Source organism: [Micrococcus luteus] ATCC 49442, from assembly GCF_010367585.1.
Classification (GTDB): Bacteria; Actinomycetota; Actinomycetes; order Actinomycetales; family Micrococcaceae; genus Arthrobacter; species Arthrobacter luteus_A.
Map to the genome: position 1 here is coordinate 2,403,798 of NZ_JAAAXP010000001.1, position 22,127 is coordinate 2,425,924.

A 22,127-nucleotide genomic window follows, 5' to 3' on the forward strand; every position below is an offset into this window, starting at 1 on the left:
TCAGTTCTCGATGGACAGGACGGGGAGCGCCTGCGTATACGGGGAAGATGGGTTCGACGTCGCTGAGCGGACCCGCAGCCAGAAGAAATCATGGCTTCCCAAGGTCAGAGTCAGCGATCCCTCCTCGTCAATCCCGGGGAAGGGCTGGCCACCGAAGACGTCGCGGAGGCCGCGACCGGCGTATTGCGGGATCCGCAGTTTAGCGGCGACCGGGTGCTGGGAAAGGTTGAACGCGCAGAGAATGACTTCCCCGGCCTCCCCCATCGTGTTGTCCTCCGAGAGTTCCCGCAGGTACGACACGACGGCGTCATGATCCGCTTCGACGTGCTTGAAGGCCCCCAGCCCGAACGCCGGGTGGTTCTTGCGGACGCTGAGGATCTGCCGGGTCCAGCGGAGCAGGGAACCGGAATGCGCAGCCTCGGCTTCGACGTTGGCCATTCCGTAGTTGTAGACCAGGGACTGGATCACCGGGAGGTACAGCTTTCCCGGGTCCGCGTGGGAGAAACCGGCGTTGCGGTCCGGGTTCCACTGCATCGGGGTACGCACAGCGTCGCGGTCCTCGAGCCAGATGTTGTCCCCCATGCCGATCTCGTCCCCGTAGTACAGGAACGGGCTGCCGGGAAGCGACAGCAGCAGGGCGTTGATCAGTTCGATCTCGGCACGGGAATTATCCAGCAGGGGCGCCAGCCGGCGGCGGATACCGATGTTTGCACGCATCCGGGGGTCGGGCGCGTACCAGCCCAGCATGGCGGCCCGCTCATCCGCTGTGACCATCTCAAGGGTCAGCTCATCGTGGTTCCGCAGGAACGTGCCCCACTGGGCACCTTCCGGAATTTCGGGCGTGTCCTGCATGGTCTCGATGATCGGGGCGGCCTTCTGGTCGCGCAGGGCGTAGTAGAGCCGCGGCATGATGGGAAAGTGGAAGGCCATGTGGCACTCGGGCTCTTCCGCTGTCCCGAAGTACTCCACCACTTCGTTGGGCGGCTGGTTGGCCTCGGCGATGATGACGCGGCCGGGGTAGCTTTCGTCCACCATGGCCCGCAGCTTGCGCAGGAAATCGTGCGTGGCCGGCAGGTTTTCGCAGTTGGTCCCCTCTTCCTCGAAGAGGTAAGGAATCGCATCGGCCCGGAAGCCGTCGATGCCCTGGTCCAGCCAGAACCGCACCACGTCAAAAAGTGCTTCGATGACCCGGGGGTTTTCAAAGTTGAGGTCAGGCTGGTGGCTGAAAAAGCGGTGCCAGAAGAACTGCCGGCGGATCGGATCGAAGGTCCAGTTGGACTCCTCCGTGTCCACGAAGATGATGCGCGCATCCTGGTACTTCTCGTCGGTATCGCTCCAGACGTAAAAATCGCCGAACGGGCCGTCAGGGTCCTTACGCGACTCCTGGAACCAGGGGTGCTGGTCCGAGGTGTGGTTCAGCGGCAGGTCGATGATGACCCGGACGCCGCGGGCGTGGGCCTCGGCAACCAGCCGCTTGAAGTCGCTGATGGTTCCGAACTCATCCAGCACGGAGTTGTAATCCGAGATGTCGTAACCGCCGTCGCGCAGGGGCGACTGGAAGAATGGCGGCAGCCACAGGCAGTCCACGCCCAGCCACTGCAGGTAGTCAAGCCTGTCAATAAGGCCCGAGAAATCGCCCGAACCATCTCCGTTCGCATCCGCAAATGCCCTGACCAGTACTTCGTAAAACACGGCCTTCCGGTACCACAGAGGGTCGTGCGCCAAGCCCGGGGCGTTTAGCTCAAACGTGCTTTTAGGAGTGAAATGCTGACTGGAACTTTGCGGGTTAAAACTCACTGATGCAATCTCCGTACGCTCAGAATGTGTGCGGGTTCGACGTGCGCGTCCAGGCGGACGTAATTGTATTCGCCCCACTCCCAGGATTCGCCGGAAATGAGGTCGTCCACGCGGAACGCGCCATTGGGCAACAAATCCTCGGCATCGAGTTGGAGGGCCGCCAGGTCCAGCGAGACGGTGCTCTCCCTCGTGCCGTGGGGATCCACGTTGACCACCACAATGATGGTGTCCTTGGTGCCGTCCGGAAGGGTCTTGTGCTTGGAGTAGACAACGGTCGCGTCATCCGAGCTGTGGTGGACAGTGAGGTTCTGCAGATCCTGCAGCGCCGGGTGGGAGTGCCGGATGCTGTTGAGCCTGGTCAGGTACGGGGTCAGGGTGCGGCCCGACTCAGCCGCAGCGTCCCAGTCACGGGCCTTGTATTCGAACTTTTCATTGTCGATGTATTCTTCCGCCCCGGGGCGGGCAACATGCTCGTACAGCTCGTAACCGGCATAAACACCCCACAACGGGCTGGCCGTCGACGCCAGTGCCGCGCGGATCTTGAAGGCCGCCGGACCGCCGAACTGGAGGTACTCCGTCAGGATATCCGGTGTGTTGACGAAGAAATTCGGGCGGAAGAAAGCGGCGGACTCGTGGCTGACCTCGGTGAAGTAAGTTTCGAGTTCCTTTTTCGTGTTCCGCCACGTGAAGTAGGTGTAGGACTGCTGGAATCCGGCCCGGCCCAGGGCGTGCATCATCGCGGGGCGTGTAAATGCCTCTGCCAGGAACACCACGCCGGGGGTCTTTTTGTTGACCTGCGCAATGAGCCATTCCCAGAACCACACCGGCTTTGTATGCGGATTGTCCACCCGGAAAATCTTGACGCCATGGCTGACCCACAGCTGGACGATCCGGAGGATTTCCTTGGCCAGCCCCTCGGGATCATTGTCGAAATTCAGCGGGAAGATATCCTGGTATTTTTTCGGCGGATTTTCGGCGTAGGCAATGCTGCCGTCAACGCGGGTGGTAAACCACTCAGGGTGAGACTCCACCCAAGGGTGGTCGGGGGCGGCCTGCAGCGCCAGGTCCAGGGCAACCTCCAGCCCCAGTTCATTGGCGCGGGCCACAAAAGCGTCAAAGTCCTCGAACGTGCCAAGATCCGGGTGAATGGCGTCGTGGCCGCCCTCCTTGGCGCCGATGGCCCACGGCGAGCCGGGGTCGTGGGGCCCAGCGATCAGGGTGTTGTTCGGGCCCTTGCGGTGCTGAATTCCGATCGGGTGGATCGGCGGCATGTAGATCACATCGAAGCCCATGGCTGCCACTGCATCCAGCCGCTTGGCAGCCGTCCGGAAGTTACCTGAGGTCCAGGCCCCGGTGGTGTGGTCCCGGACCGCCCCTTCGGAGCGTGGGAAGAATTCGTACCAGGCCCCGCGTCCTGCGAGGTCGCGCTCCACAAGCAGCGGGAACTGCTCGGAGGCCGTCACCAGCTCACGGATCGGCTGGCGGTTCACGACATCTGCCACGTCGGCGCCGAAGCCGCCGGCAAGGCGCTCTTCTTCGGTGAGGGACCCGTTGCCCAGGATTGAGGCAGCCATGCGCAGGGTGCGCCGGTCCGACGCGCTGCGGGAGACGTCGTCGGCCGCTTCTGACAGCAGTGCCTCGCCTTCGGCGAGCATCAGCTCCACGTCGATGCCCGCGGCGACCTTAACTTCCGCGTTGTGGTGCCAGGTTCCGTAGCGGTCGTGCCAGGCCTCGATGAAAAAGGTCCAGTTTCCAACGCCCGACGGCGTGAGGATCCCCTCCCAGCGGTCCGTCCCCATGCCGCGTTCCCCCCTGGGCGGCGCCAGGCGTACGCGCTGGCGTTCCTTCCCGCGGGGATCCAAAAGGACGGCGCTGACACCAAGCTGGTCATGGCCCTCCCGGAAAGCGGTGGCACCGACCACGATATCCTCGCCCGGCAAGGCCTTGGCAGGGTATTTTCCACCCTCAACCACAGGCTGTACGGCGGTGATCGGAAAACGGCCAAACCTGAGGCCGTCGGTGATTTTGCCTTTGGGCTTTTTCTTTAGGGCGGCGGTGGTTCCTGAGTTAGTCGTCACATGCTCGACGTTAGCGAGAAATGGCCCGGATTGCTAAGCCTGCGATGCTTTTTGACCACAAGATCAGGATTTTTCGCCACACCCACTGTCATTTACCTAAAAGATAGCCTTTCCGGTTCCGGACGTTGATCTTGTCGGTTAGTGTGACGCAGGTGAAGGCAATCCGCAGATTTACCGTCAGAACTGTCCTCCCCGAGCCGATCAGGCCCCTGGTCCGGTTGGCGACCAACCTGCGCTGGTCCTGGCACCGGCCCACCCGGGAACTTTTCGCCAGCCTCAACCTCCGGAAATGGGAGGAAAGCGGGCAGGATCCGGTGAGCTTCCTGGGCCGGGTCAGCCGTGAAGAGTTCCAGGCCCTGGCCGCGGACAAGTCCGTTGTGGAGCGTGTCCGGGCCGCCGCCGATGACCTCGACCGGTACCTCGACGAGCCGCGCTGGTACCAGGGCCTGGGTGCCGATGCCCCCGCCGCCATCGCGTACTTCTCCCCCGAATTTGGCATTACCGAGGTCCTGCCGCAGTACTCGGGCGGCCTTGGCATCCTGGCCGGGGACCACCTCAAGGCGGCATCGGACCTGGGCGTGCCCCTGATCGGCGTCGGGCTCCTGTACCAGGCCGGCTACTTCAAGCAGTCCCTGTCCAGGGACGCCTGGCAGCAGGAAACGTACCCGGTCCTGGACCCGGACGGCCTTCCCCTGACCCTGCTCCGGGAGCCGTCCGCCGACGGTAACGGCCGGCCCCTGCAGATCGCCCTTCCGTTGCCCAACGGCAGGCGACTCCTGGCGCACATCTGGCGTGCCGACGTCGGACGTGTTCCCCTGCTGCTCCTTGACTCCAACGTTCCGGGCAACGACGACGCCGCCCGCGGCGTCACCGACCGGCTCTACGGCGGCGGCGGCGACCATCGCCTGCAGCAGGAACTCCTGCTGGGCATGGGCGGGGTCAAGGCACTGCGCGCCTACCAGCAGCTCACCGGGACGGCGGCACCCGAGGTGTTCCACACCAATGAGGGGCACGCCGGTTTCCTGGGGATCGAGCGGATCCAGGAGCTGATGTCCGGCGAGGCGGCCCTGACCTTTGACGAGGCCCTCGCAGCCGGCCGCGCCTCCACCGTGTTCACCACCCACACCCCGGTGCCTGCGGGCATTGACCGCTTTGAGATTTCGCAGATCCAGCACTTCTTCCAGGCCGGCCTGGCGCCCGCCGTGCCGGTGGACCGGATCCTGGAGCTTGGCCGGGAAAACTACGCCGACGGCAACCCGTCAGTCTTCAACATGGCGGTCATGGGCCTTCGGCTGGCGCAGCGGGCCAACGGCGTGGCCAAGCTGCACGGCGAAGTCTCACGCGGGATGTTCTCCGCGCTGTGGCCTGGCTTTGACCACTCCGAGGTGCCTATCACCTCCGTCACCAACGGCGTGCACGTGCCCACCTGGGTTGACGGGCGCATCGCCCGGCTCGCCCGGGAGCAGTTCGGGCCCGAGGCCGAAGCCAACGGGCGCTGGGACCTGGCCTACAACGTCAGCGACGCCGACGTCTGGGCCCTGCGCCGGGCCATGCGGTCCGCCCTCGTGGACGACGTCCGCCGCCGGCTGAGGGCTGCCTGGAAGAAGCGGGGTGCCGCCGACGCCGAGCTCGCCTGGACGGACAGCGTGCTGGACCCCGATGTCCTGACCATCGGCTTCGCCCGCCGCGTCCCGACGTACAAGCGCCTTACCCTGATGCTGCGCGAGCCTGACCGGCTCAAGGCGCTGCTGCTCCACCCCGAGCACCCCATCCAGCTTGTGATCGCCGGAAAATCCCACCCGGCCGATGATGCGGGCAAGAAAATGATCCAGGACCTGGTCCGTTTCACCGACGATCCCGAAGTCCGGCACAGGATTGCCTTCCTGCCGAACTATGACATCGCCATGGCCAGGACGCTCTTCCCGGGCTGCGACGTGTGGCTGAACAACCCGCTGCGCCCGCTGGAGGCCTGCGGCACGTCGGGCATGAAGGCCGCCATCAACGGTTCGCTGAACCTTTCGGTGATGGACGGCTGGTGGGACGAGATGTACGACGGCGAAAACGGCTGGGCCATCCCCACGGCCAACAATGATGCGTCCCCCGAGGAGCGCGACGACATCGAGGCGGCTGCGCTCTACGAACTTCTGGAGACGCAGGTGGCGCCGCGCTTCTACGGGAGCACGGTGTCCAGCAGCGCGGGAGCGGCCGGGCCTTCGAGCACCGGCGCGGAGAAGGTTCCCACGCACTGGGTGTCCATGATCAAGCACACCCTGTCGCACCTGGGTCCGGCGGTGTCCGCGGAACGTATGTTGCATGACTACGTGAACGTCCTCTACCGGCCGGCTGCGGAGGCAGGACGCCGGGCTGTTGCCAACTCCTACTCGCAGGCCCGGTCCCTGGCAGCCTGGACAGCCCAGGTGCGTTCCGCCTGGCCCCTGCTGCATGTGGAGCACGTGGATTCCGTGGGAGTCTCCGAGGATCCGCAGATCGGGGACACCATGCAGGTGAACGCGTACGTCGCGCTGCATACCCTCACGCCCGCTGACGTCTCGGTGGAGGTGGCTTATGGCCGCGCCGAGGAAAGCGACACCCTGTCGGATGTGACCCTGATGGAACTGCAGGCCAAGGAGGACCTGGGCAGCGGGCGCCACCTGTTCAGCGGCTCCCTGACGATCGACCGCTCCGGCCCGTTCGGCTACACCGTCCGCGTCCTGCCCCGGCACGAGGCACTGGCGTCAAAGGCTGAACTGGGGCTGATCGTCAACGCCTAACCGGCGGTTGGCGAGGTTGGTTAGAGGAGAACGGCGGTGACGGACAGGTCGCTGCCGGCGTAGCTCTCGGCATCCTGGAGGACCTCGCAGATGATCCCGAAGGAACGGTCGCCGCGGAATGCCGCGGCGACCTGCCAGATCAGCGTGACCGGAGCGTTGCCGTTTTCGCTGATGCTGTCTGCGAAATCGTGCAGGGAATCGTTCAGGGCGTCCAGGTTCACTCCGTAGTGCTCGGGGAACGCCAGGACTTCACCGAAGGTTTCCAGGACCGCCCGTTTGCTGTCCGCGGCAGGCACCACCAGGACGCGGCGGCCCGCATCGGCCACCTGTTCCTGGAGTTCTTCCATGGTCCAGGTGTCGGCGGAGTAGATTTTCATACCGGTGTCAGCTGCCTTCTGCGATGAACTTGAACGAGTCGTAATGGTCCTGCGTGTAGTACTTCTCTCCCCCGGCTCCGGCGACAATCCGGCGGGCACCCCGGTCAGACTCTCCGGGTGTGGGCACCGTGTACTCCCGGTAATAGCCTGACGACTGCCGCGGCAGGAGGCGCTCAAAGTTGCCGAACGTTTTGTCATCCTGGCTGTACGAGTAGGGCCCGCCGGCACGGATGAGGGCCAGCGTCCTGCGTGCTTCGGCAGGAAGCGCGGACTCGCTGATCGAGGGAAGGCCGGAAGGGTTCGCCGGAGCAGCGTCCGGTCCCGGAACGGCTGCCGGGGTGCGGACCTCCGCCGGACCCGGCACGGGAGCCTCCGGTACCGGTGCCGCGCTGGAACTCGTTGCCGGCGTCGGACTTCCCGCCAGGGACTCAAGGAGCCCGGTGCCGCCGAAAGCGAGCAGGGCAATTGCCAGCAGGCCGGTCAGCAGCAGGGCAACGACAGAGCGGTTGCGCATGTTTGTCCCCTCCGCTGCTACGTGCGGTAGATGTTGATGGAGTACGCCTCAATAAGGTCCGTCTCGCCGGATGCCACCCGGCCGCCTTGGCGGAGCTCGTGAAGAGGCGAGGTGGTCAGCCGGAGTTCGAACATCCGGCGCGGCGTGCCGTCGTCATTAGTGACTTCGGGGAGCGTGATCTTGACGTTGGATTTGCTGCCGTTGACCACTACCAGGCCCGCTATGGTGCCGTCGTCCGAGCCGAGCAGGAGCTGCATCACCCGGTGACGGGGATCATTCCACCGTTCCATGGACATGGGCTGCCCGGCGTGGTCAAACCAGAACAGGTACGACTGCTCATCCCGTGCCGGAAAGTCGTGCGGCTGGCTGGCCAGGAACTCCTTGCGCAGCCGGATGTAGCGCTTGGTGCTGCGGAGCATCTCGTGCGATTCAGGCGTGTGGGTCCAGTCAATCCAGGCGAGGGGGTTGTCCTGGCAGTACGCATTGTTGTTGCCTTGCTGGGTGCGTGCCAGCTCGTCACCGCCGGTGATCATGGGCACCCCCAGCGAAAACATCATCGACGCCATGAGGTTGCGCCGGGACTGTGCCCGCTGGGCCAGGATGTCCTCGTCCTCGGTGGGGCCTTCGAAGCCGTGGTTGAAGCTGCGGTTGTCCCCGTGCCCGTCCCGGTTCTGCTCCCCATTGGCCTCGTTGTGTTTACGGTCGTAAGAAACGAGGTCGTTGAGGGTGAAGCCGTCGTGGGCAGTGATGAGGTTGAGGGATGCGAGCCTGGAACGGCCCGATGCCTTAAAGAGCTCCGACGATCCGGACATGGCATCCGCCAGGCGGGCCACCGACCCGCCGTGGCCGCCGGACTCGATGGCGGCGCGGTCGGCAAGCCAGAAGGAGCGCACGCCGTCCCGGAAGTGGTCGTTCCAGTCAACCCAGCCGCCCGGGAAGCGTCCTGTCTGCCAGCCCCCGTAGCCCACATCCCAGGGCTCGGAGATGAGCTTCACGTCGGACAGCACAGGATCAGCGGCGACGGCCACCAGGAACGGGTGCCGCGGATCAAATTCGTTGGCCGCGTTCCGGCAGAGCGTCACGGCCAGGTCGAAGCGGAAGCCGTCGATATGGAACTCGTCCACCCAGTAGCGGAGGGAATCCAGGACCAGCTGGACCACCCGGGGGTGGCCGAAGTTCAATGTGTTTCCGCAGCCCGTTGTGTCCACGTACCTTCCGTGGCCGTCGGTGCGGTAATAGATTTCCTCGCCGAGACCGCGGAAGCTGATCGTGGGGCCATCGGCCCCGCCCTCGGCGGTGTGGTTGTACACCACGTCAAGAATCACCTCGAGTCCGGCCGCGTGCAGCAGCTTGACCATTCCCTTGAACTCGTCCTGGACAGCCTGCGGTCCGGCTTCCTGAGCCGCTTTAGTGGCATAGTCCGGGTGCGGCGCAAAAAAGGCAGCCGTGTTGTAGCCCCAGTAATTGGTCAGGCCAAGGTTCTGCAGGTGTTGCTCGTCAAGGTGGAAGTGCACCGGGAGCAGCTGGACCGAGGTGATGCCGAGGCTCTTGAAATGCTCAATGATGGCCGGGTGGGCCATTCCTGCGTAGGTTCCGCGCAGTTCCTCGGGCACATCGGGATGCAACATGCTCTGGCCACGGACGTGGGACTCATAGATGATCGTGTTCCGCCAGTGCTGACGCGGCCTCTGGTCGGTTCCCCAGTCGAAATCGCCCGCCATCCGGACGCTCGTCAGGAAGCCCTCCCGCTGATCCACCGCACGGCCGTAAGGGTCGAGAAGCAGCGGCTGCCCGGCGTCGTCGTCCAGGTTCAGCGTGGGGAAGGACAGCGGCAGGGCTTCGGATTTGGAAACAGCACGGAACCCGTAGCGCGATCCGTATGGAAAATCCACCACAATCCCGTGATGCACGCCGTGGGTGACATTGGGAAGGGCCTGCCGCCGCCACTCGCTGCCGGGGGCCTTGTACGCGATCTCAAGGTTTTCGACGCCCGGCGCATAGACAGCGACATTGGCACTGTCCGGCAGGGCTTTGTCGCGACCGGCCCCAGGGCGCGGAAGGCTGACACCGAGAGGATGCGCGGAAGAGGCATCCATGGTGGAAGCGGTGTCAAATAGCGGCATAACCATCACGTCAATGGTAGCGGCCAGCGCCTGTTCAGCTGCATTGGCACTTTTGTGTCTCCCGGCGGACGGCTAGGGGCGATTCCCGGACGGAGGCAACCCGACGCTGCATACTGGAAGAAACGTCAAACGGAGGTGCAAGTGCGGGTAGCGCTGGCTCAGATCATCAGCGGCCGGGACCTGGCCGGCAATTTGTCCAATCTTGAACAGGAGGCGCGCAGGGCGAAGGCCGGCGGCGCGGACATGGTGGTGTTCCCGGAAGCATCCATGCGGGCCTTCGGGAACTCTCTGCTGGACGTCGCTGAACCTTTGGATGGGCCGTGGGCGTCCCGGGTGCGAAGCATCGCGGCCTCGCTTGGGATTGTGGTGGTGGCGGGAATGTTCACCCCCGGCGCGGGCGGAAAGGTGCGTAACACGCTGCTGGCAACCGGCCCCGGCGTGGAGACGAGTTACGACAAGGTCCACCTCTTCGACGCGTTCGGATTCCTTGAGTCGGACACCGTCGCGCCCGGCACAGATCCGGTAACTTTCGACGCCGGCGGCCTGACCTTTGGCTTGGCGACCTGCTACGACATCCGCTTCCCCGCGCTGTTTACGGCCAACGCAGATCGCGGTGCTGACGCCAACATCGTCTGCGCTTCGTGGGCTTCCGGGCCCGGCAAGGTGGACCAGTGGCAGCTGCTGGCCCGCGCCCGCGCGCTCGACTCCACCACGTACGTCCTCGCCTGCGGGCAGGGTGATCCCGTCACCCAGGGCGCCCCGGCCAAGGCCGGCTCACCCACCGGGGTGGGGCATTCCGCCGTGGTCTCGCCGTTCGGCGATGTGCTGGAGGAGCTCGACGGCGCCCCGGGCATGTTGTTCGCCGACCTGGACGCCGCCGTGGTCAAGGAAGCCCGCCAAAAGCTTCCGGTCCTGGCCAACCGCCGTGAATTCCAGTCCCAACGCTCTCTCAGTTAATGCGGCTTAAGCGACGACGCTCTCTCACTTTCTTAGGGAAAGTGAGAGAGCGATGCGTCAAAACCCACATTAAGTGAGAGAGCGATGCGTCAAACCCACATTAAGTGAGAGAGCGTCCGGCCTACTTGGCGGCGCGCTGCCGGGAGATCTCGTAAAGGGAGATGCCCACTGCCATGGAGGCGTTGAGCGATTCCATGGCGGAGTCGATGGGAATGGAAACGATCTGGTCGCAGTTTTCGCGGACCAGCCGGCTCAGGCCCTTGCCTTCGGAGCCCACCACGATGCACACCGGTTCCGTACCGAGCGTGAGGGCCGGCAGGGAGACGTCGCCGTCGCCGTCGAGCCCCAGGACAAAGATGCCCATGCTCTTGAACTGCTTCAGGGCACTGTTGAGGTTGCCCGCGCGGGCCACCGGAACACGCACGGCCGCGCCGGCGCTGGTCTTCCAGGCCGAGGCAGTGACACCCACGGAACGGCGTTCCGGGACGATGACGCCGTGACCGCTGAAAGCGGAGACGGAACGGATGATCGCGCCGAGGTTGCGGGGGTCCGTGATGCCGTCGAGCGCCACAAACAGCGGGGCGTTGGAGACGTGGCCCTTCTTCCAGCGGTCCACGGTTTCCTCGGCCAGGTCATAGGCGTCCTGGTATTCGTAGGGCGGGATCTGCAGGACGAGCCCCTGGTGGACGGCGTCGTCAGTCATGCGGTCCAGTTCCGGCTTGCCGGTCTCAAGCAGGGGGATCCCGCGCTCAGCAGCAATTTTCAGGGATTCCTTGACACGGTCATCCATTTCGATCCGGATGGCGATGTGCAGGGCCTTGGCCGGAATGCCGGCACGGAGTGCTTCGACCACCGAGTTACGGCCGGTGACCACTTCCTCGGTGGCACGCCCCTTCGGACCGGAACGGGCTGCTCCGGCGCTGCGGGCGCCGGTGCCGCGCTTGGCGGCCGACCGTTCCGCAAGCTGCTTGCTCTTGTGTGCCTTGTGGTACGGGCGGTCCTCCGCCTTGGGCGTGGGGCCCTTGCCTTCCAGGGCCTTGCGGCCGTGACCACCGGTTCCGATGGTTGGCCCCTTCTTTGCTTTGACCGACCGGCGACCGTTGTTGGCCATGAGAGTTCCACCCTTGATTGTTTGACTGAGTCTGCTTAACAGTCTACTGAATCAAGTAAAATCGCCTGACCCCGGGCCGGAAATCCCCGCGTCAGTCCCGCTGGAGGCTCCACGTAGCGCCATCAGGGCCGTCCTCGACGGCGACTCCGGCCGCGTTGAGCGTGTCCCGGATGGCATCCGACGCAGCCCAGTCTTTCGTGGCCCGGGCCTGGGCGCGGGCAGCCAGCTGGGCTTCCACCAACACCTCGAGGGCGGCCGCTTCCCGGGTGTCCGTTGCTCCGGCCGACGCCACCGCATTCAGGCCGAGAACGCGGAGCATGTCGTGGACGTCATGCAGCGCCTGCCGGGCATCTTCCAGGCGCCCCTCGGTAAGGGCGGTGTTACCGGCGCGAACTGTTTCGTGGACCACAGCGAGGGCCTGCGGCACGTTGAGATCGTCATCCATGGCACGCTCGAACGGCTCCGGCACCTTGCCGTACGTGAAGAAGGCGTAATTGCCGCCGTCGGACGGTTCGCCCTGAGACAGTGCCCGGACGGCGCGGCTGATAAACCCGTCAATGCGTTCGACGGCGGCAGCCGCCTCCTCCAGCGAGGTGGGCCGGTAGTCCAGCACGGAGCGGTAGTGCGCCTGGCCGAGGTAGTACCGGACGACGCGGGGAGGCGCGAGCTCCAGCATCTCGGCGGGGCTGATGGTGTTGCCGATGGACTTGGACATTTTCTCGCCCTGGTAGGTGACCATGCCGTTGTGCATCCAGAAGTTGGCGAAGCCGTGCCCGGCCGCCTGGGACTGGGCCATCTCGTTTTCGTGGTGCGGGAAGCGCAGGTCCAGCCCGCCGCCATGGATATCAAACTCGGTGCCGAGGTATTTGGTGACCATGGCGGAGCATTCCAGATGCCAGCCCGGGCGGCCGGCACCCCACGGCGAAGCCCAGCTCGCCGTCGTCGGCTCTCCCTCTTTGGACCCTTTCCAGAGGGCGAAGTCGCGGGGGTCCTTTTTGCCGCGCGGGTCAGCGTCCGGTGCACCCTGCATGTCGTCGATGTTCTGGCGGGTGAGTGAGCCGTATTTGTCCCAGGACCGCACGTCGAAGTAGACGTCACCGGAGCCGTCCAGCGCCGGGTAGGCGTGGCCGCGGTCGATCAATTGCTGGACCAGGGCGTGCATTTCCGGGATGTGCCCGGTGGCGCGGGGCTCATAGGTGGGACGGGACACGCCCAGCGTGTCGTAGGCCTTGAGGAATTCCTGCTCGTAGCGGTAGGCCAGCGCCCACCATTCCTCCTCGCGGACCGTGTCCGGTCCGTCTTCGAAGTCCGGGTCAAAGGACTCTGCGGATTTGATGAGGATCTTGTCGTCGATGTCCGTGACATTGCGGACTGCGGTGACGCGCAGGCCCCGGTACTCCAGCCAGCGCGTGAGCTGGTCAAACGCGATGGCTGAACGGATGTGGCCAACATGCGGCATGCCCTGCACCGTGGCCCCGCAGTAGTACAGGCTCACCTTTCCCGGGACGAGGGGAACGAAGTCGCGGACTTCGGCGGATGCGGTGTCGTAAAAACGGAGGGTCACCGCTCCAGATTAGCCGATGACGCGAAGTTACCTGGGATACACCAAAGCGGTGGCAATGGCGGAAATGCCCTCACCCCGGCCCGTGAAACCCAGGCCGTCGCTGGTGGTGGCCGTGACGCTGACGGGTGCATTCGCCGCCGCGCTCAGGACATCCTGGGACTCCTGCCGCCGCGGCCCGAACTTGGGCCGGTTAGCCACAAACTGCACCGCCACGTTGCCGATCTCAAACCCTGCCTCCCGGACAATCCTGGCCGCCTCTGTCAGGAGCGTGATCCCGGACGCCCCGGCGAACTCCGGACGGTCCGTGCCGAAATGCGTGCCCAGGTCCCCGATGCCGGCGGCCGAGAACAGGGCATCGGCCGCGGCATGCGCCACCGGGTCCCCGTCCGAGTGGCCGGCAAGTCCCCGCTCACCGTCCCAGAACAGGCCACCCAACCACAGCGCGCGCGGCTGGTCCTCGGGTGCATATGCGTGAACGTCCAGGCCGATGCCCGTGCGGGGCAGGATCATTGGCTCCGAGCCCACACTCAGCCCTCAACCCAACGGGCACCCAGTGGCCCCTCGAGGAGCCCTTCGGCGAGGATCAGATCCAACGGGGTGGTGATTTTCAGGGACTGTGTTGACCCGCGTACTGCAAAGACCCGTGTGCCGAGCATTTCCACCAGCATGGCGTCGTCGGTCACCGCTGCCGATTGCCTCTCGTCCAGGCCCTTGGCGGCTTCGTGCGCTTTCAGGAGGGTCCTGAGGTGGAATCCTTGCGGGGTCTGCACTGCCCGGAGTTCCTCCCGGGCCGCTGTTCCGGTGACGATCTCGGGTGCCATGGCCACATCCTCGCCGGACGTAGGTGCTACTGTTTTCACAGTGTCCACCACGGCTACGGCGGGGATGACAGCCGCGGCTCCGGCGGCCAGTGCGTCAGCGACACGGTGGAACACCGTGTCAGGAGTCAGGGCACGCGCAGCGTCGTGGACGAGCACCGCCTCGACGCCGTCCATCAGGGCCGCGATGCCTGCCCTGACGGAGTCTGCACGGGTGGCACCGCCATCCACAACGCTCAGGAGGGGGCCGCCGTCGGCCAGTTCCTCCCTGAACTCCTCACACAGCCGGCGGAGGCCATCGTCGCCAACCGGCAGGACCACGCATACCTGGCTACTGACTCCGGACGCCACCACACCGCGCAGCGCGTGCATCAGAAGGGGTTCTCCGCCGAGGGGCACCGCAGCCTTCGGCATACCGTAGCCAAGCCGTTGACCGGAACCAGCGGCCACCAGGATCACAGCGGTGATGAGGCGGGTGGGAGTATCACTCATGCGGACTAGCCTACGTCCAGCGGGCTGCCCTGCCGGTATCCGGGCAAAAAGAAACCCCGGAGGTACTTTCGTACCCCCGGGGTGTTCGATTCTTAGGAAGCCAGAACCTCGTCGAGAACGCTCGCGGCCTTCTCTTCGTCGGTCTTTTCAGCCAGTGCAAGTTCTGAAATCAGAATCTGCCGGGCCTTGGCCAGCATGCGCTTCTCTCCTGCGGAAAGGCCCCGATCGTGATCACGGCGCCAAAGGTCGCGGACGACCTCTGCTACCTTGATGACATCACCGGAAGCGAGCTTCTCCAGATTTGCTTTGTACCTGCGTGACCAGTTGGTGGGTTCTTCCGTGAACTCGGCCCGCAGCACATCGAAAACGTGCTCCAAGCCTTCCTTGCCCACAACGTCACGGACCCCAACAAGGTCAACGTTCTCTGCTGGAACTTCAATGGTCAGATCACCCTGGGCCACCTTGAGCTTGAGATACATTTTCTCTTCGCCCTTGACAGTGCGCATCTTGATTTCTTCAATTTTTGCAGCACCGTGGTGAGGGTAAACTACTGTCTCGCCGACCTCAAATACCATGTAAACATTCCCCTTTCCCGCACACTAGTTTATCACGATTCAGGCATATGACTGGCCCGGAACCGGGGCGCGAACCCAGTGAATACGCGGAAAATGGGCGAAATCGGACCCATCCGACCCCTTGACGGATGCAGATAATAGTGCATGCGGGGCCCGCTGCCAAGGACAATATGACCGTCCCGAATCCTCGTTTGGCCCTGTTTGCGGCTAGGCTATGGCTGAATAATGTTTCCACACTCTCGAGGAGTACGTGACGTGCGTTTCACTGCGATGAACCGGGCCCAGAGCGGCAAACTGGCACTGGCGGCAGGAGCCCTGGCCCTGGGCCTGGCCACGATGACCGGCTGCGGCTACATCAACCCCCAGCAGACCACTCACCAGTACGCCTCCTCCGACGGCATCCGTGCCGACCTGGGTCCCCTGCAGCTGCGGAACATGCTCATCGTGTCCACCGGCGAGGACAAGCCAGGCCGCCTGATCGGCGCCGTCTACAACTCCTCATCCCAGGACGTGAAGCTTACGGTCAACGGTGCCGAAGGCTCACAGACGCAGGTGCCGGTGAAAGCCAACTCCTACACCCTCCTCAACGACTCCACCGATGAAGCAATCCTGTCCACCAGCGGCGGCATTGCCGGCTCCCTGGTAGACATCAAGGTCACCGAAGACGGCACGAATGTCACCAAGACCGTCCGGATGCCGGTTTTGGATGCCACGCTGCCGGAGTACAAGGCGTACCTGCCGGCCGGCAGCGAACCGACCGAATCCGCCTCCCCCACGCCGTCGCCGTCCGCGAGCGAGGCGGATACCGCCCACTAGTAGGGCTGCAGAACGTCAAAGGAGGTGCTCCCCGCGGGGAGCACCTCCTTTTTTGCATCCGTTGACTAAGCCCCCTGCGCGAGCCCCCTGCGCGGCGGCAGCCGTGCTTACGGCTCGAACTTGTAACCGAGGCCGCGGACCGTCACCAGGAAGCGGGGTACTGAGGGGTCCGGTTCGATCTTGCCGCGCAGCCGCTTGACGTGGACGTCGAGGGTTTTGGTGTCGCCAACGTAATCCGAACCCCAGACACGGTCGATCAGCTGGCCGCGGGTCAGGACCCGGCCGGAGTTCCTGAGCAGCATCTCCAGGAGTTCGAATTCCTTCAGCGGCAGGAGGACCTGCTCGCCGTCCACGCTGACCACGTGCCGTTCGATGTCCATCCGGACAGGGCCGGCCTGGACGGTGGCAGAGATCAGCTCCTCCGGCTCACCCTGCCGGCGCAGCACTGCACGGACCCGGGCCACCAGTTCGCGGGACGAGTACGGCTTGGTGACATAGTCGTCCGCCCCCAGTTCCAGGCCGACCACCTTGTCAATCTCGGAGTCCTTGGCCGTCAGCATGATGACCGGAACACTGGAGCGCTGGCGCAGCTGGCGGCAGACCTCCGTGCCGGACAAACCGGGCAATTGCAGGTCCAGCAGGACCAGGTCCGCGCCGTTCCGGTCGAACTCCGTGATGGCGTCGAGGCCGTTGTCTACGACTTCGACCTCAAACCCCTCCTTGCCCAGCAAATAGGACAACGGGTCGCTGAACGATTCTTCGTCCTCGACAATCAAAATCCTGCTCAAGCGCTGGCTCCTTGCTCATGTACGTTGCGCTCATTGACACGCTCGGGTACGGCTCGATCTTTGACAACTGAAGATTCAGGTTCGTCCTGGGTTTCCATCTCGGGAAGCCTCAGGGTGAAGGTGGATCCCTGGCCGGGGCGGGACCACAGAGTGACCTCGCCGCCATGGTTGGATGCCACATGTTTGACGATGCTCAGGCCCAGGCCGGTGCCGCCGGTGTGGCGCGACCGCGCAGAGTCCACCCGGTAGAAGCGTTCAAACACCCGCTCCTGATCCTCCGGGGTCATCCCCTCGCCCTGGTCGGTGACGGACACGGCAATCAGTCCGTCCTTGGCCCGGACACCCACGCCCACTCTGGTGTTCTCCGGCGAATAGCGGATGGCATTATCGATCAGGTTCCGCAGCGCGGTCACCAGCAGATCCCTGTCGCCAAAGACCGTGGCGTCCACGCGCTCACCCACAACGATCTGGATCTTCTTGCTTTCGGCAGGGAGCTGGGAACGGTCAACAGCCTCCGCGATGACGGCGTTGATGTCCACTGCCGTGCCCTCCTGGGACACACTGGCGCCCTGCAGGCGGGACAACTCGATGATGTCCTGGACCAGGGCGGCAAGCCGGCCCGATTCCTTATGCATCCGCTTGGCGAACCGGCGGACGGCCTCTTCGTCATCCGCCGAGGACTCCAGCGCCTCGGCAAGCAGGGAAATTGCCCCCACCGGGGTCTTCAGCTCATGGGACACGTTGGCCACGAAATCGTTGCGGATCTCCTCGGTGCGGGTGATCTCCGTGCGGTCATCGGCCAGCAGCAGAATGTATTCCTCACCGAGCATGGCTGCGCGAACCTGGACGACGATGGTCCCCTGACCCAGCGGGCCGCGGGGCAGCTCCAGTTTCTTCTCCAGGATCACGCCGTCCCGGCGCACGCCGGCCGTCATGTCCAGCAGCTCTTTATGCACCACGGTGTGTCCGCGCACCAGGCCGTAGGCGTAGGCAGCCGGGCTGGCGCGGACTACACCGTCGACGGCATCCACCACCACAAAGGCCCGTCCGACGACGGCCAGTACCTCCGCAGCGCCCTTCGGCAGCGTGAGCTCGTCGATGTACACATCCACCAGTTGGCGCTGCTTTTCGCTGACCCTGAAGGCGAGCACGCCAAAGGTGCCGAGCGACAGGCCGACAAGCCCCGCGATGACACCGATAAGCATAGGATCCACAGCTCCAGCTTATGCTGTGCTTTCGGGCCGGCCGGTGCGTCCGGGGGCATTGCACGGACGGTTCAGCTAACGTTCATCTACAAGAGACTAACCGTTCACCGCACGCTGGCAGAGTTACGGGTTGGAGTGCCGAACGGCGACATGAATTCCGTCTGCCACATGGGGCGGGATTCCAGAGAAAGGACGCCCCCGTGCGTAAGGTTTTTCAGGAAGAGCTGACCCAGGTGGGTGAGCAGCTCGTTGAGATTTCCAAGTTGGTCAGCGAGGCCATGGAGAAGGCCAACACGTCCTTCCAGGTGGCGGACGTTGATCTGGCCGAAGACGTCATTGCCGCGGATGCCCGGATCGATTTCCTCCAGAACAGCCTGGATGAACGCGCCATCGACATCCTCGCCCTGCAAGGCCCGGTAGCGAGCGACCTCCGGATGATCGTTGGCTCCCTCCGGATGAGCGCCTCGCTGGAGCGGATGGGCGACCTCGCCCGGCACATCGCCCAGCTGGCCCGCCTCCGCTTCCCGTCGACGGTCATCCCCGCGTCCATGACCGAGACCTTCCGCAAGATGGCCGAACAGGACCAGATCATTGCTGACAAGCTCACGGTGCTCCTGGAAAGCCGGGACCTGGAAGTGGCCCGCGACATCCTGAAGGCCAACACCATCATCGACGATCTCCACCTGAGCGTATTCAAGGCGATCGCCTCCCCCGACTGGGCCGAGTCCCCTGCCACCACGGTGGACGTTGCCCTCGCGAGCCGCTACTTCGAGCGCTTCGCTGACCACGGCGTCTCCGTGGCCCGCAAGGTTACCTACCTGGTGACCGGCGAATGGCAGCCGCAGGGTCTCTAGACCAACTTCACCGCGAACGACGGCGGGCCGGTCACCTCAAGGTGACCGGCCCGCCGTCGTTAGTTACTGCTTTACTTATTTTTTGCCCTGGTTGGCCACAGCGAGGATGGCCTCCGCGGCAGCCTCCGGGTCCAGGTAGGTACCGCCGCGCTTGATCGGCTGGAAGTTGTCATCGAGGTCGTAGACCAGCGGGATGCCCGTGGGGATGTTCAGGCCGGAGATGGCGTCGTCGCTGATGCCGTCCAGGTGCTTGACCAGGGCACGCAGTGAGTTGCCGTGGGCTGTGACCAGGACGGTCTTGCCTGCCTTCAGGTCCTCCTTGATGTCCGACTCCCAGTACGGCAGCAGGCGGACCAGGACGTCCTTGAGGCACTCGGTGCGCGGCAGGGCGTCGCCGAGGTCCGCGTAGCGCGGATCGTGGGCCTGGGAGAACTCGCTGTCGTCGGACAGGGGCGGCGGCGGCGTGTCGTAGCTGCGGCGCCATTCCATGAACTGCTCTTCACCGAACTCGGCCAGGGTCTGGGCCTTGTCCTTGCCCTGCAGGGCGCCGTAGTGGCGCTCGTTCAGGCGCCAGTCGCGCTTGACGGGGATCCAGCCGCGGTCCGCCTTGTCCAGGGTGATGTTGGCCGTGTTAATGGCACGCTTGAGCAATGACGTGTACAGGACGTCGGGGAGGATGTTGTTCTCCACCAGGAGCTCACCGCCGCGGGCTGCTTCCTCGCGGCCCTGGTCGTTAAGGTCAACGTCCACCCAGCCGGTGAACAGGTTCTTGGCGTTCCATTCGCTGTGGCCGTGGCGCAGCAGAATCAGCTTGTAAGTCATGATTTTCATCCTAGCCGAGGGCACGCTTGAGCTCGCTGTGCGTTACACCACAGGACGCTCCGGGGATAAAGTTGGCCCGTGGTTCAAAAAGCTGAACGGGTCAACGCTCCCAATAACCGGAGCGGCAAACCGGTGGGAAACGTTACCCGCGGCACCACCAACCCCAACCGGATGCGCCGTACGGACCGCTGGCTTACCGGACCCCAGGCCTGGCGCCTGCGGGCAGCCGACGACCCCCTGGTGGTCGACCTGGGCTACGGCGCGACGCCAGCCACCGCCGTCGAACTTTTTGAGCGCCTCCGCGCCGCCCGGCCTGATGTGCGCGTGGTGGGCGTGGAGATTGAACCGGAACGGGTCCGGGCGGCCAGGCCGCTGGAACAGCCGGGCCTGAGCTTTCAGGTGGGCGGTTTCGAACTGCCCCTCCCCGGGCGGCCCGTCCTGGTCCGCGCCTTCAACGTCCTGCGGCAGTACGAAGAGGCTGACGTGCCGGGGATCTGGCGCCTGGTCCAGGACCGGCTCTCTCCCGGCGGGCTCTTCATCGACGGGACCTGCGACGAGATCGGGCGGCGGGTGACGTGGATTGCCCTCGATGCTGAGCGGCCACTGTCCCTGAGCATGTCCATGCGGTTCGGCAGCTTTGAGCTGCCCTCGGACGTCGCCGAGCGGCTGCCGAAGGCGCTCATTCACCGCAACGTCCCCGGCGAACCGGTGCACCGGTTGATGCAGGCCATGGACCGGGCCTGGCTGGCGTCAGCCCCGCTGGCCTCGTTCGGCAACAGGCAGCGCTGGCAGGGCATGTGCAAAGCACTGCGCGACGGCGGGTGGCCCGTTCAGGACGGGCCGTCGCGGTGGCGCCTGGGCGAACTGACTGTGGACTGGGAGGCTGTGGCGCCGGGGGCCGGCGAGGGTCACCAGCCGTAGGGGCTGCGGTTGCCGCCGCGTCCGGCGTCCTTGACGGCGGGACGGACGTCAGCCAGGTAAACCGAAGCTGCCACCACGGCAGCAAGCCCGAACAGACCCAGCGTGCCAAAGATTCCGCCGCTGCTGAAGAGGGAGATGACACCGATCAGGGTGGCACCGGCGGTCAGCGCCAGCCAGAAGGTCTTGGTCCGTTTGCCTGTGGCCTCAAAGGCGGCCGATTTGTGCCGGACGCAGTCCAGCAGCGCCCACACCTCGAGTACCAGGGCCACCAGGGCCAGGATAAAAAACACTGCCTGCTCAACAGGCCGAATAATCAGTTCACCGTCCACCGTCCAAGCCTAGCGGCCCAGCGAGTCCAGCGCCTGCTTCAAATCGGCCCAGAGGTCCTCAACATTCTCAATGCCGACGCTCAGCCGCACCAGGTTGTCCGGGACGCTCAAAGGTTCGGCCGCGTGCCGGCGCCGCCGTTCGACCAGGGATTCGACGCCGCCCAGGGATGTTGCAGGCAGCCAAAGCCGGAGCGCCCGCACCAGTTTGTCGGCGGCGGCTGCTCCGTCCAGGCCCGCGGCCGGTGCGATCTGCACGCACACGATGGACCCGAAGCCCTTCATCTGGTTTTTGGCCCGTTCATGGCCAGGATCAGAGGGAAGCCCGGGGAAGCGGATGCTTTCAATCAGGGAATGCGTGGCGAGGCGTTCCGCCAGGACAGCCGCGGAAGCCTGCGACCGGTCCACACGAAGGGCCAGGGTCCGGAGGCCGCGCAGCGCCAGCCAGGCTTCGAAGGGGCCGGCGATGCCGCCGTGGATGATGCGGTTGTGCAGAAGCGCGGCCCGGATGTCCGGGTTGGAGGTCACCAGGGCGCCGAGGACAACGTCGGAGTGGCCGGCCAGGTATTTGGTCACGGAGTGGAGCACAACGTCCGAACCAAGGGACAACGGCTGCTGGACCAACGGCGTGGAGAAGGTATTGTCCGTGACCACGATGGCACCCACCGCATGGGCGGCCGCTGTCAGCTCCCGGATGTCGGCAATGCCCAACATGGGGTTGGTGGGGCTTTCCAGCCACAGCATCCTGGCCGCTTTGGCGTCCGGACCCTGCGGGGCCAGCTGTTCCTTGACTGCGTCCGTGTCCGCGATGTCCACGGTCCGGAGTTCCAGGAAGCCTTTCTGCGCCAGCTCGGTGGCCATCACCAGTGAGCCCGCGTAGCTGTGCGAGGGCATCACCAGGACGCCGCCGGCGGGCAGGAGGGACAACGCGGAGCTCACTGCCGCGAGTCCGGATGCGTAGAGCAGGCCGGGCAGCGCGGCACCTTCAAGCTGGCCGAGTGCCTCTTCGAAAGGGTCCCAGGTGGGGTTGGCGTAGCGGCCGTAACCCCGGTCGCCGTCGTCCAACGCTCCCGTGCCGAAATACGTTGAGGACAGCACGATGGGCGGGTTGACCGGTTCGTCATGTTCACGCGGGGGCCGGCCCGCGGCAACCACCAGGGTTTCGGCGGACAGGGACGCTGCGTGCTGCTCCGTGAGACTCATGGTGAAAAGCGTACT

20 protein-coding genes are annotated in these 22,127 nt (G+C 64.8%); 5 read left to right on the top strand and 15 right to left on the bottom strand.

Annotated features, from left to right (window positions below; translation table 11 throughout):
- Positions 1–1,797, bottom strand: a complete 1,797-nt coding sequence (gene treS / locus GUV69_RS10805) for a maltose alpha-D-glucosyltransferase (protein ID WP_164202216.1) — start codon at positions 1,795–1,797, stop codon at positions 1–3.
- The gene (locus tag GUV69_RS10810; protein ID WP_164202218.1) at positions 1,794–3,875 is read right to left on the bottom strand and encodes an alpha-1,4-glucan--maltose-1-phosphate maltosyltransferase; all 2,082 of its coding nucleotides are present in this window, start codon (positions 3,873–3,875) and stop codon (positions 1,794–1,796) included. The genes treS and GUV69_RS10810 overlap by 4 nt, the downstream gene beginning before the upstream one ends.
- Before the next feature lie 152 nt (positions 3,876–4,027).
- On the opposite strand from GUV69_RS10810, the gene glgP reads away from it, so the two are divergent.
- Positions 4,028–6,646 (top strand): alpha-glucan family phosphorylase, encoded by a 2,619-nt coding sequence (gene glgP / locus GUV69_RS10815; RefSeq protein WP_208786630.1) that lies wholly within the window; start codon positions 4,028–4,030, stop codon positions 6,644–6,646.
- Positions 6,647–6,666: 20 nt separating this feature from the next.
- On the opposite strand, the gene GUV69_RS10820 is transcribed toward glgP, so the two are convergent.
- Genes GUV69_RS10820 through glgX form a run of 3 tightly spaced genes read right to left on the bottom strand, consistent with a single transcriptional unit; the run spans position 6,667 to position 9,666 of the window.
- Positions 6,667–7,023, bottom strand: a complete 357-nt coding sequence (locus GUV69_RS10820) for a barstar family protein (protein ID WP_164202223.1) — start codon at positions 7,021–7,023, stop codon at positions 6,667–6,669.
- Between the two features lie 7 nt (positions 7,024–7,030).
- The gene (locus GUV69_RS10825) at positions 7,031–7,537 is read right to left on the bottom strand and encodes a guanyl-specific ribonuclease (protein ID WP_208786631.1); all 507 of its coding nucleotides are present in this window, start codon (positions 7,535–7,537) and stop codon (positions 7,031–7,033) included.
- Between the two features lie 17 nt (positions 7,538–7,554).
- Complete coding sequence (gene glgX / locus GUV69_RS10830) at positions 7,555–9,666, bottom strand: glycogen debranching protein GlgX (protein ID WP_164202225.1); 2,112 nt, start codon at positions 9,664–9,666, stop codon at positions 7,555–7,557.
- A 135-nt stretch (positions 9,667–9,801) separates the two neighbouring features.
- Between glgX and GUV69_RS10835 the strand changes: the two genes are divergently transcribed.
- Positions 9,802–10,617 (top strand): carbon-nitrogen hydrolase family protein, encoded by an 816-nt coding sequence (locus tag GUV69_RS10835; protein WP_164202227.1) that lies wholly within the window; start codon positions 9,802–9,804, stop codon positions 10,615–10,617.
- A gap of 121 nt (positions 10,618–10,738) precedes the next feature.
- Here GUV69_RS10835 and rlmB read toward each other — a convergent pair whose 3' ends face one another.
- The 5 genes from rlmB to GUV69_RS10860 all read right to left on the bottom strand — a co-directional run bounded on the left by rlmB (position 10,739) and on the right by GUV69_RS10860 (position 15,177).
- Positions 10,739–11,728, bottom strand: a complete 990-nt coding sequence (rlmB, locus tag GUV69_RS10840) for a 23S rRNA (guanosine(2251)-2'-O)-methyltransferase RlmB (RefSeq protein ID WP_164202229.1) — start codon at positions 11,726–11,728, stop codon at positions 10,739–10,741.
- A gap of 91 nt (positions 11,729–11,819) precedes the next feature.
- Positions 11,820–13,292, bottom strand: coding sequence for a cysteine--tRNA ligase (gene cysS / locus GUV69_RS10845; RefSeq protein ID WP_164202231.1), 1,473 nt, complete (start codon positions 13,290–13,292; stop codon positions 11,820–11,822).
- Between the two features lie 27 nt (positions 13,293–13,319).
- The gene (gene ispF / locus GUV69_RS10850) at positions 13,320–13,802 is read right to left on the bottom strand and encodes a 2-C-methyl-D-erythritol 2,4-cyclodiphosphate synthase (RefSeq protein WP_164202233.1); all 483 of its coding nucleotides are present in this window, start codon (positions 13,800–13,802) and stop codon (positions 13,320–13,322) included.
- Positions 13,803–13,819: 17 nt separating this feature from the next.
- Complete coding sequence (gene ispD, locus GUV69_RS10855; RefSeq protein WP_164202235.1) at positions 13,820–14,602, bottom strand: 2-C-methyl-D-erythritol 4-phosphate cytidylyltransferase; 783 nt, start codon at positions 14,600–14,602, stop codon at positions 13,820–13,822.
- A 92-nt stretch (positions 14,603–14,694) separates the two neighbouring features.
- Positions 14,695–15,177 (bottom strand): CarD family transcriptional regulator, encoded by a 483-nt coding sequence (locus GUV69_RS10860; protein ID WP_026266570.1) that lies wholly within the window; start codon positions 15,175–15,177, stop codon positions 14,695–14,697.
- A 270-nt stretch (positions 15,178–15,447) separates the two neighbouring features.
- Between GUV69_RS10860 and GUV69_RS10865 the strand changes: the two genes are divergently transcribed.
- On the top strand, positions 15,448–15,993 hold the full coding sequence (locus GUV69_RS10865) for a hypothetical protein (protein WP_164206449.1): 546 nt from the start codon (positions 15,448–15,450) through the stop codon (positions 15,991–15,993).
- A gap of 107 nt (positions 15,994–16,100) precedes the next feature.
- Here the strand turns inward: GUV69_RS10865 and GUV69_RS10870 are convergent, their stop codons facing one another.
- Both GUV69_RS10870 and GUV69_RS10875 read right to left on the bottom strand, forming a co-directional pair.
- On the bottom strand, positions 16,101–16,781 hold the full coding sequence (locus tag GUV69_RS10870; protein WP_164202237.1) for a response regulator transcription factor: 681 nt from the start codon (positions 16,779–16,781) through the stop codon (positions 16,101–16,103).
- Entirely contained in the window at positions 16,778–17,986 is a 1,209-nt protein-coding gene (locus tag GUV69_RS10875; RefSeq protein ID WP_208786709.1) for a sensor histidine kinase, read from the bottom strand. Before GUV69_RS10875 ends, GUV69_RS10870 begins: the two co-directional genes overlap by 4 nt.
- A gap of 200 nt (positions 17,987–18,186) precedes the next feature.
- On the opposite strand from GUV69_RS10875, the gene phoU reads away from it, so the two are divergent.
- The gene (gene phoU, locus GUV69_RS10880; RefSeq protein WP_164202239.1) at positions 18,187–18,840 is read left to right on the top strand and encodes a phosphate signaling complex protein PhoU; all 654 of its coding nucleotides are present in this window, start codon (positions 18,187–18,189) and stop codon (positions 18,838–18,840) included.
- Positions 18,841–18,915: 75 nt separating this feature from the next.
- On the opposite strand, the gene GUV69_RS10885 is transcribed toward phoU, so the two are convergent.
- Positions 18,916–19,662, bottom strand: a complete 747-nt coding sequence (locus GUV69_RS10885) for a phosphoglyceromutase (RefSeq protein WP_164202241.1) — start codon at positions 19,660–19,662, stop codon at positions 18,916–18,918.
- Positions 19,663–19,740: 78 nt separating this feature from the next.
- On the opposite strand from GUV69_RS10885, the gene GUV69_RS10890 reads away from it, so the two are divergent.
- Positions 19,741–20,583 (top strand): class I SAM-dependent methyltransferase, encoded by an 843-nt coding sequence (locus GUV69_RS10890; protein ID WP_164202243.1) that lies wholly within the window; start codon positions 19,741–19,743, stop codon positions 20,581–20,583.
- Here GUV69_RS10890 and GUV69_RS10895 read toward each other — a convergent pair.
- Both GUV69_RS10895 and GUV69_RS10900 read right to left on the bottom strand, forming a co-directional pair.
- Positions 20,571–20,912 (bottom strand): DUF2516 family protein, encoded by a 342-nt coding sequence (locus GUV69_RS10895; RefSeq protein ID WP_164202245.1) that lies wholly within the window; start codon positions 20,910–20,912, stop codon positions 20,571–20,573. The genes GUV69_RS10890 and GUV69_RS10895 overlap by 13 nt on opposite strands.
- Positions 20,913–20,921: 9 nt before the next feature.
- Positions 20,922–22,112: a trans-sulfuration enzyme family protein gene (locus GUV69_RS10900; protein WP_164202247.1), complete on the bottom strand. Its 1,191-nt coding sequence runs from the start codon at positions 22,110–22,112 to the stop codon at positions 20,922–20,924.
- Positions 22,113–22,127 lie beyond the last annotated feature (15 nt).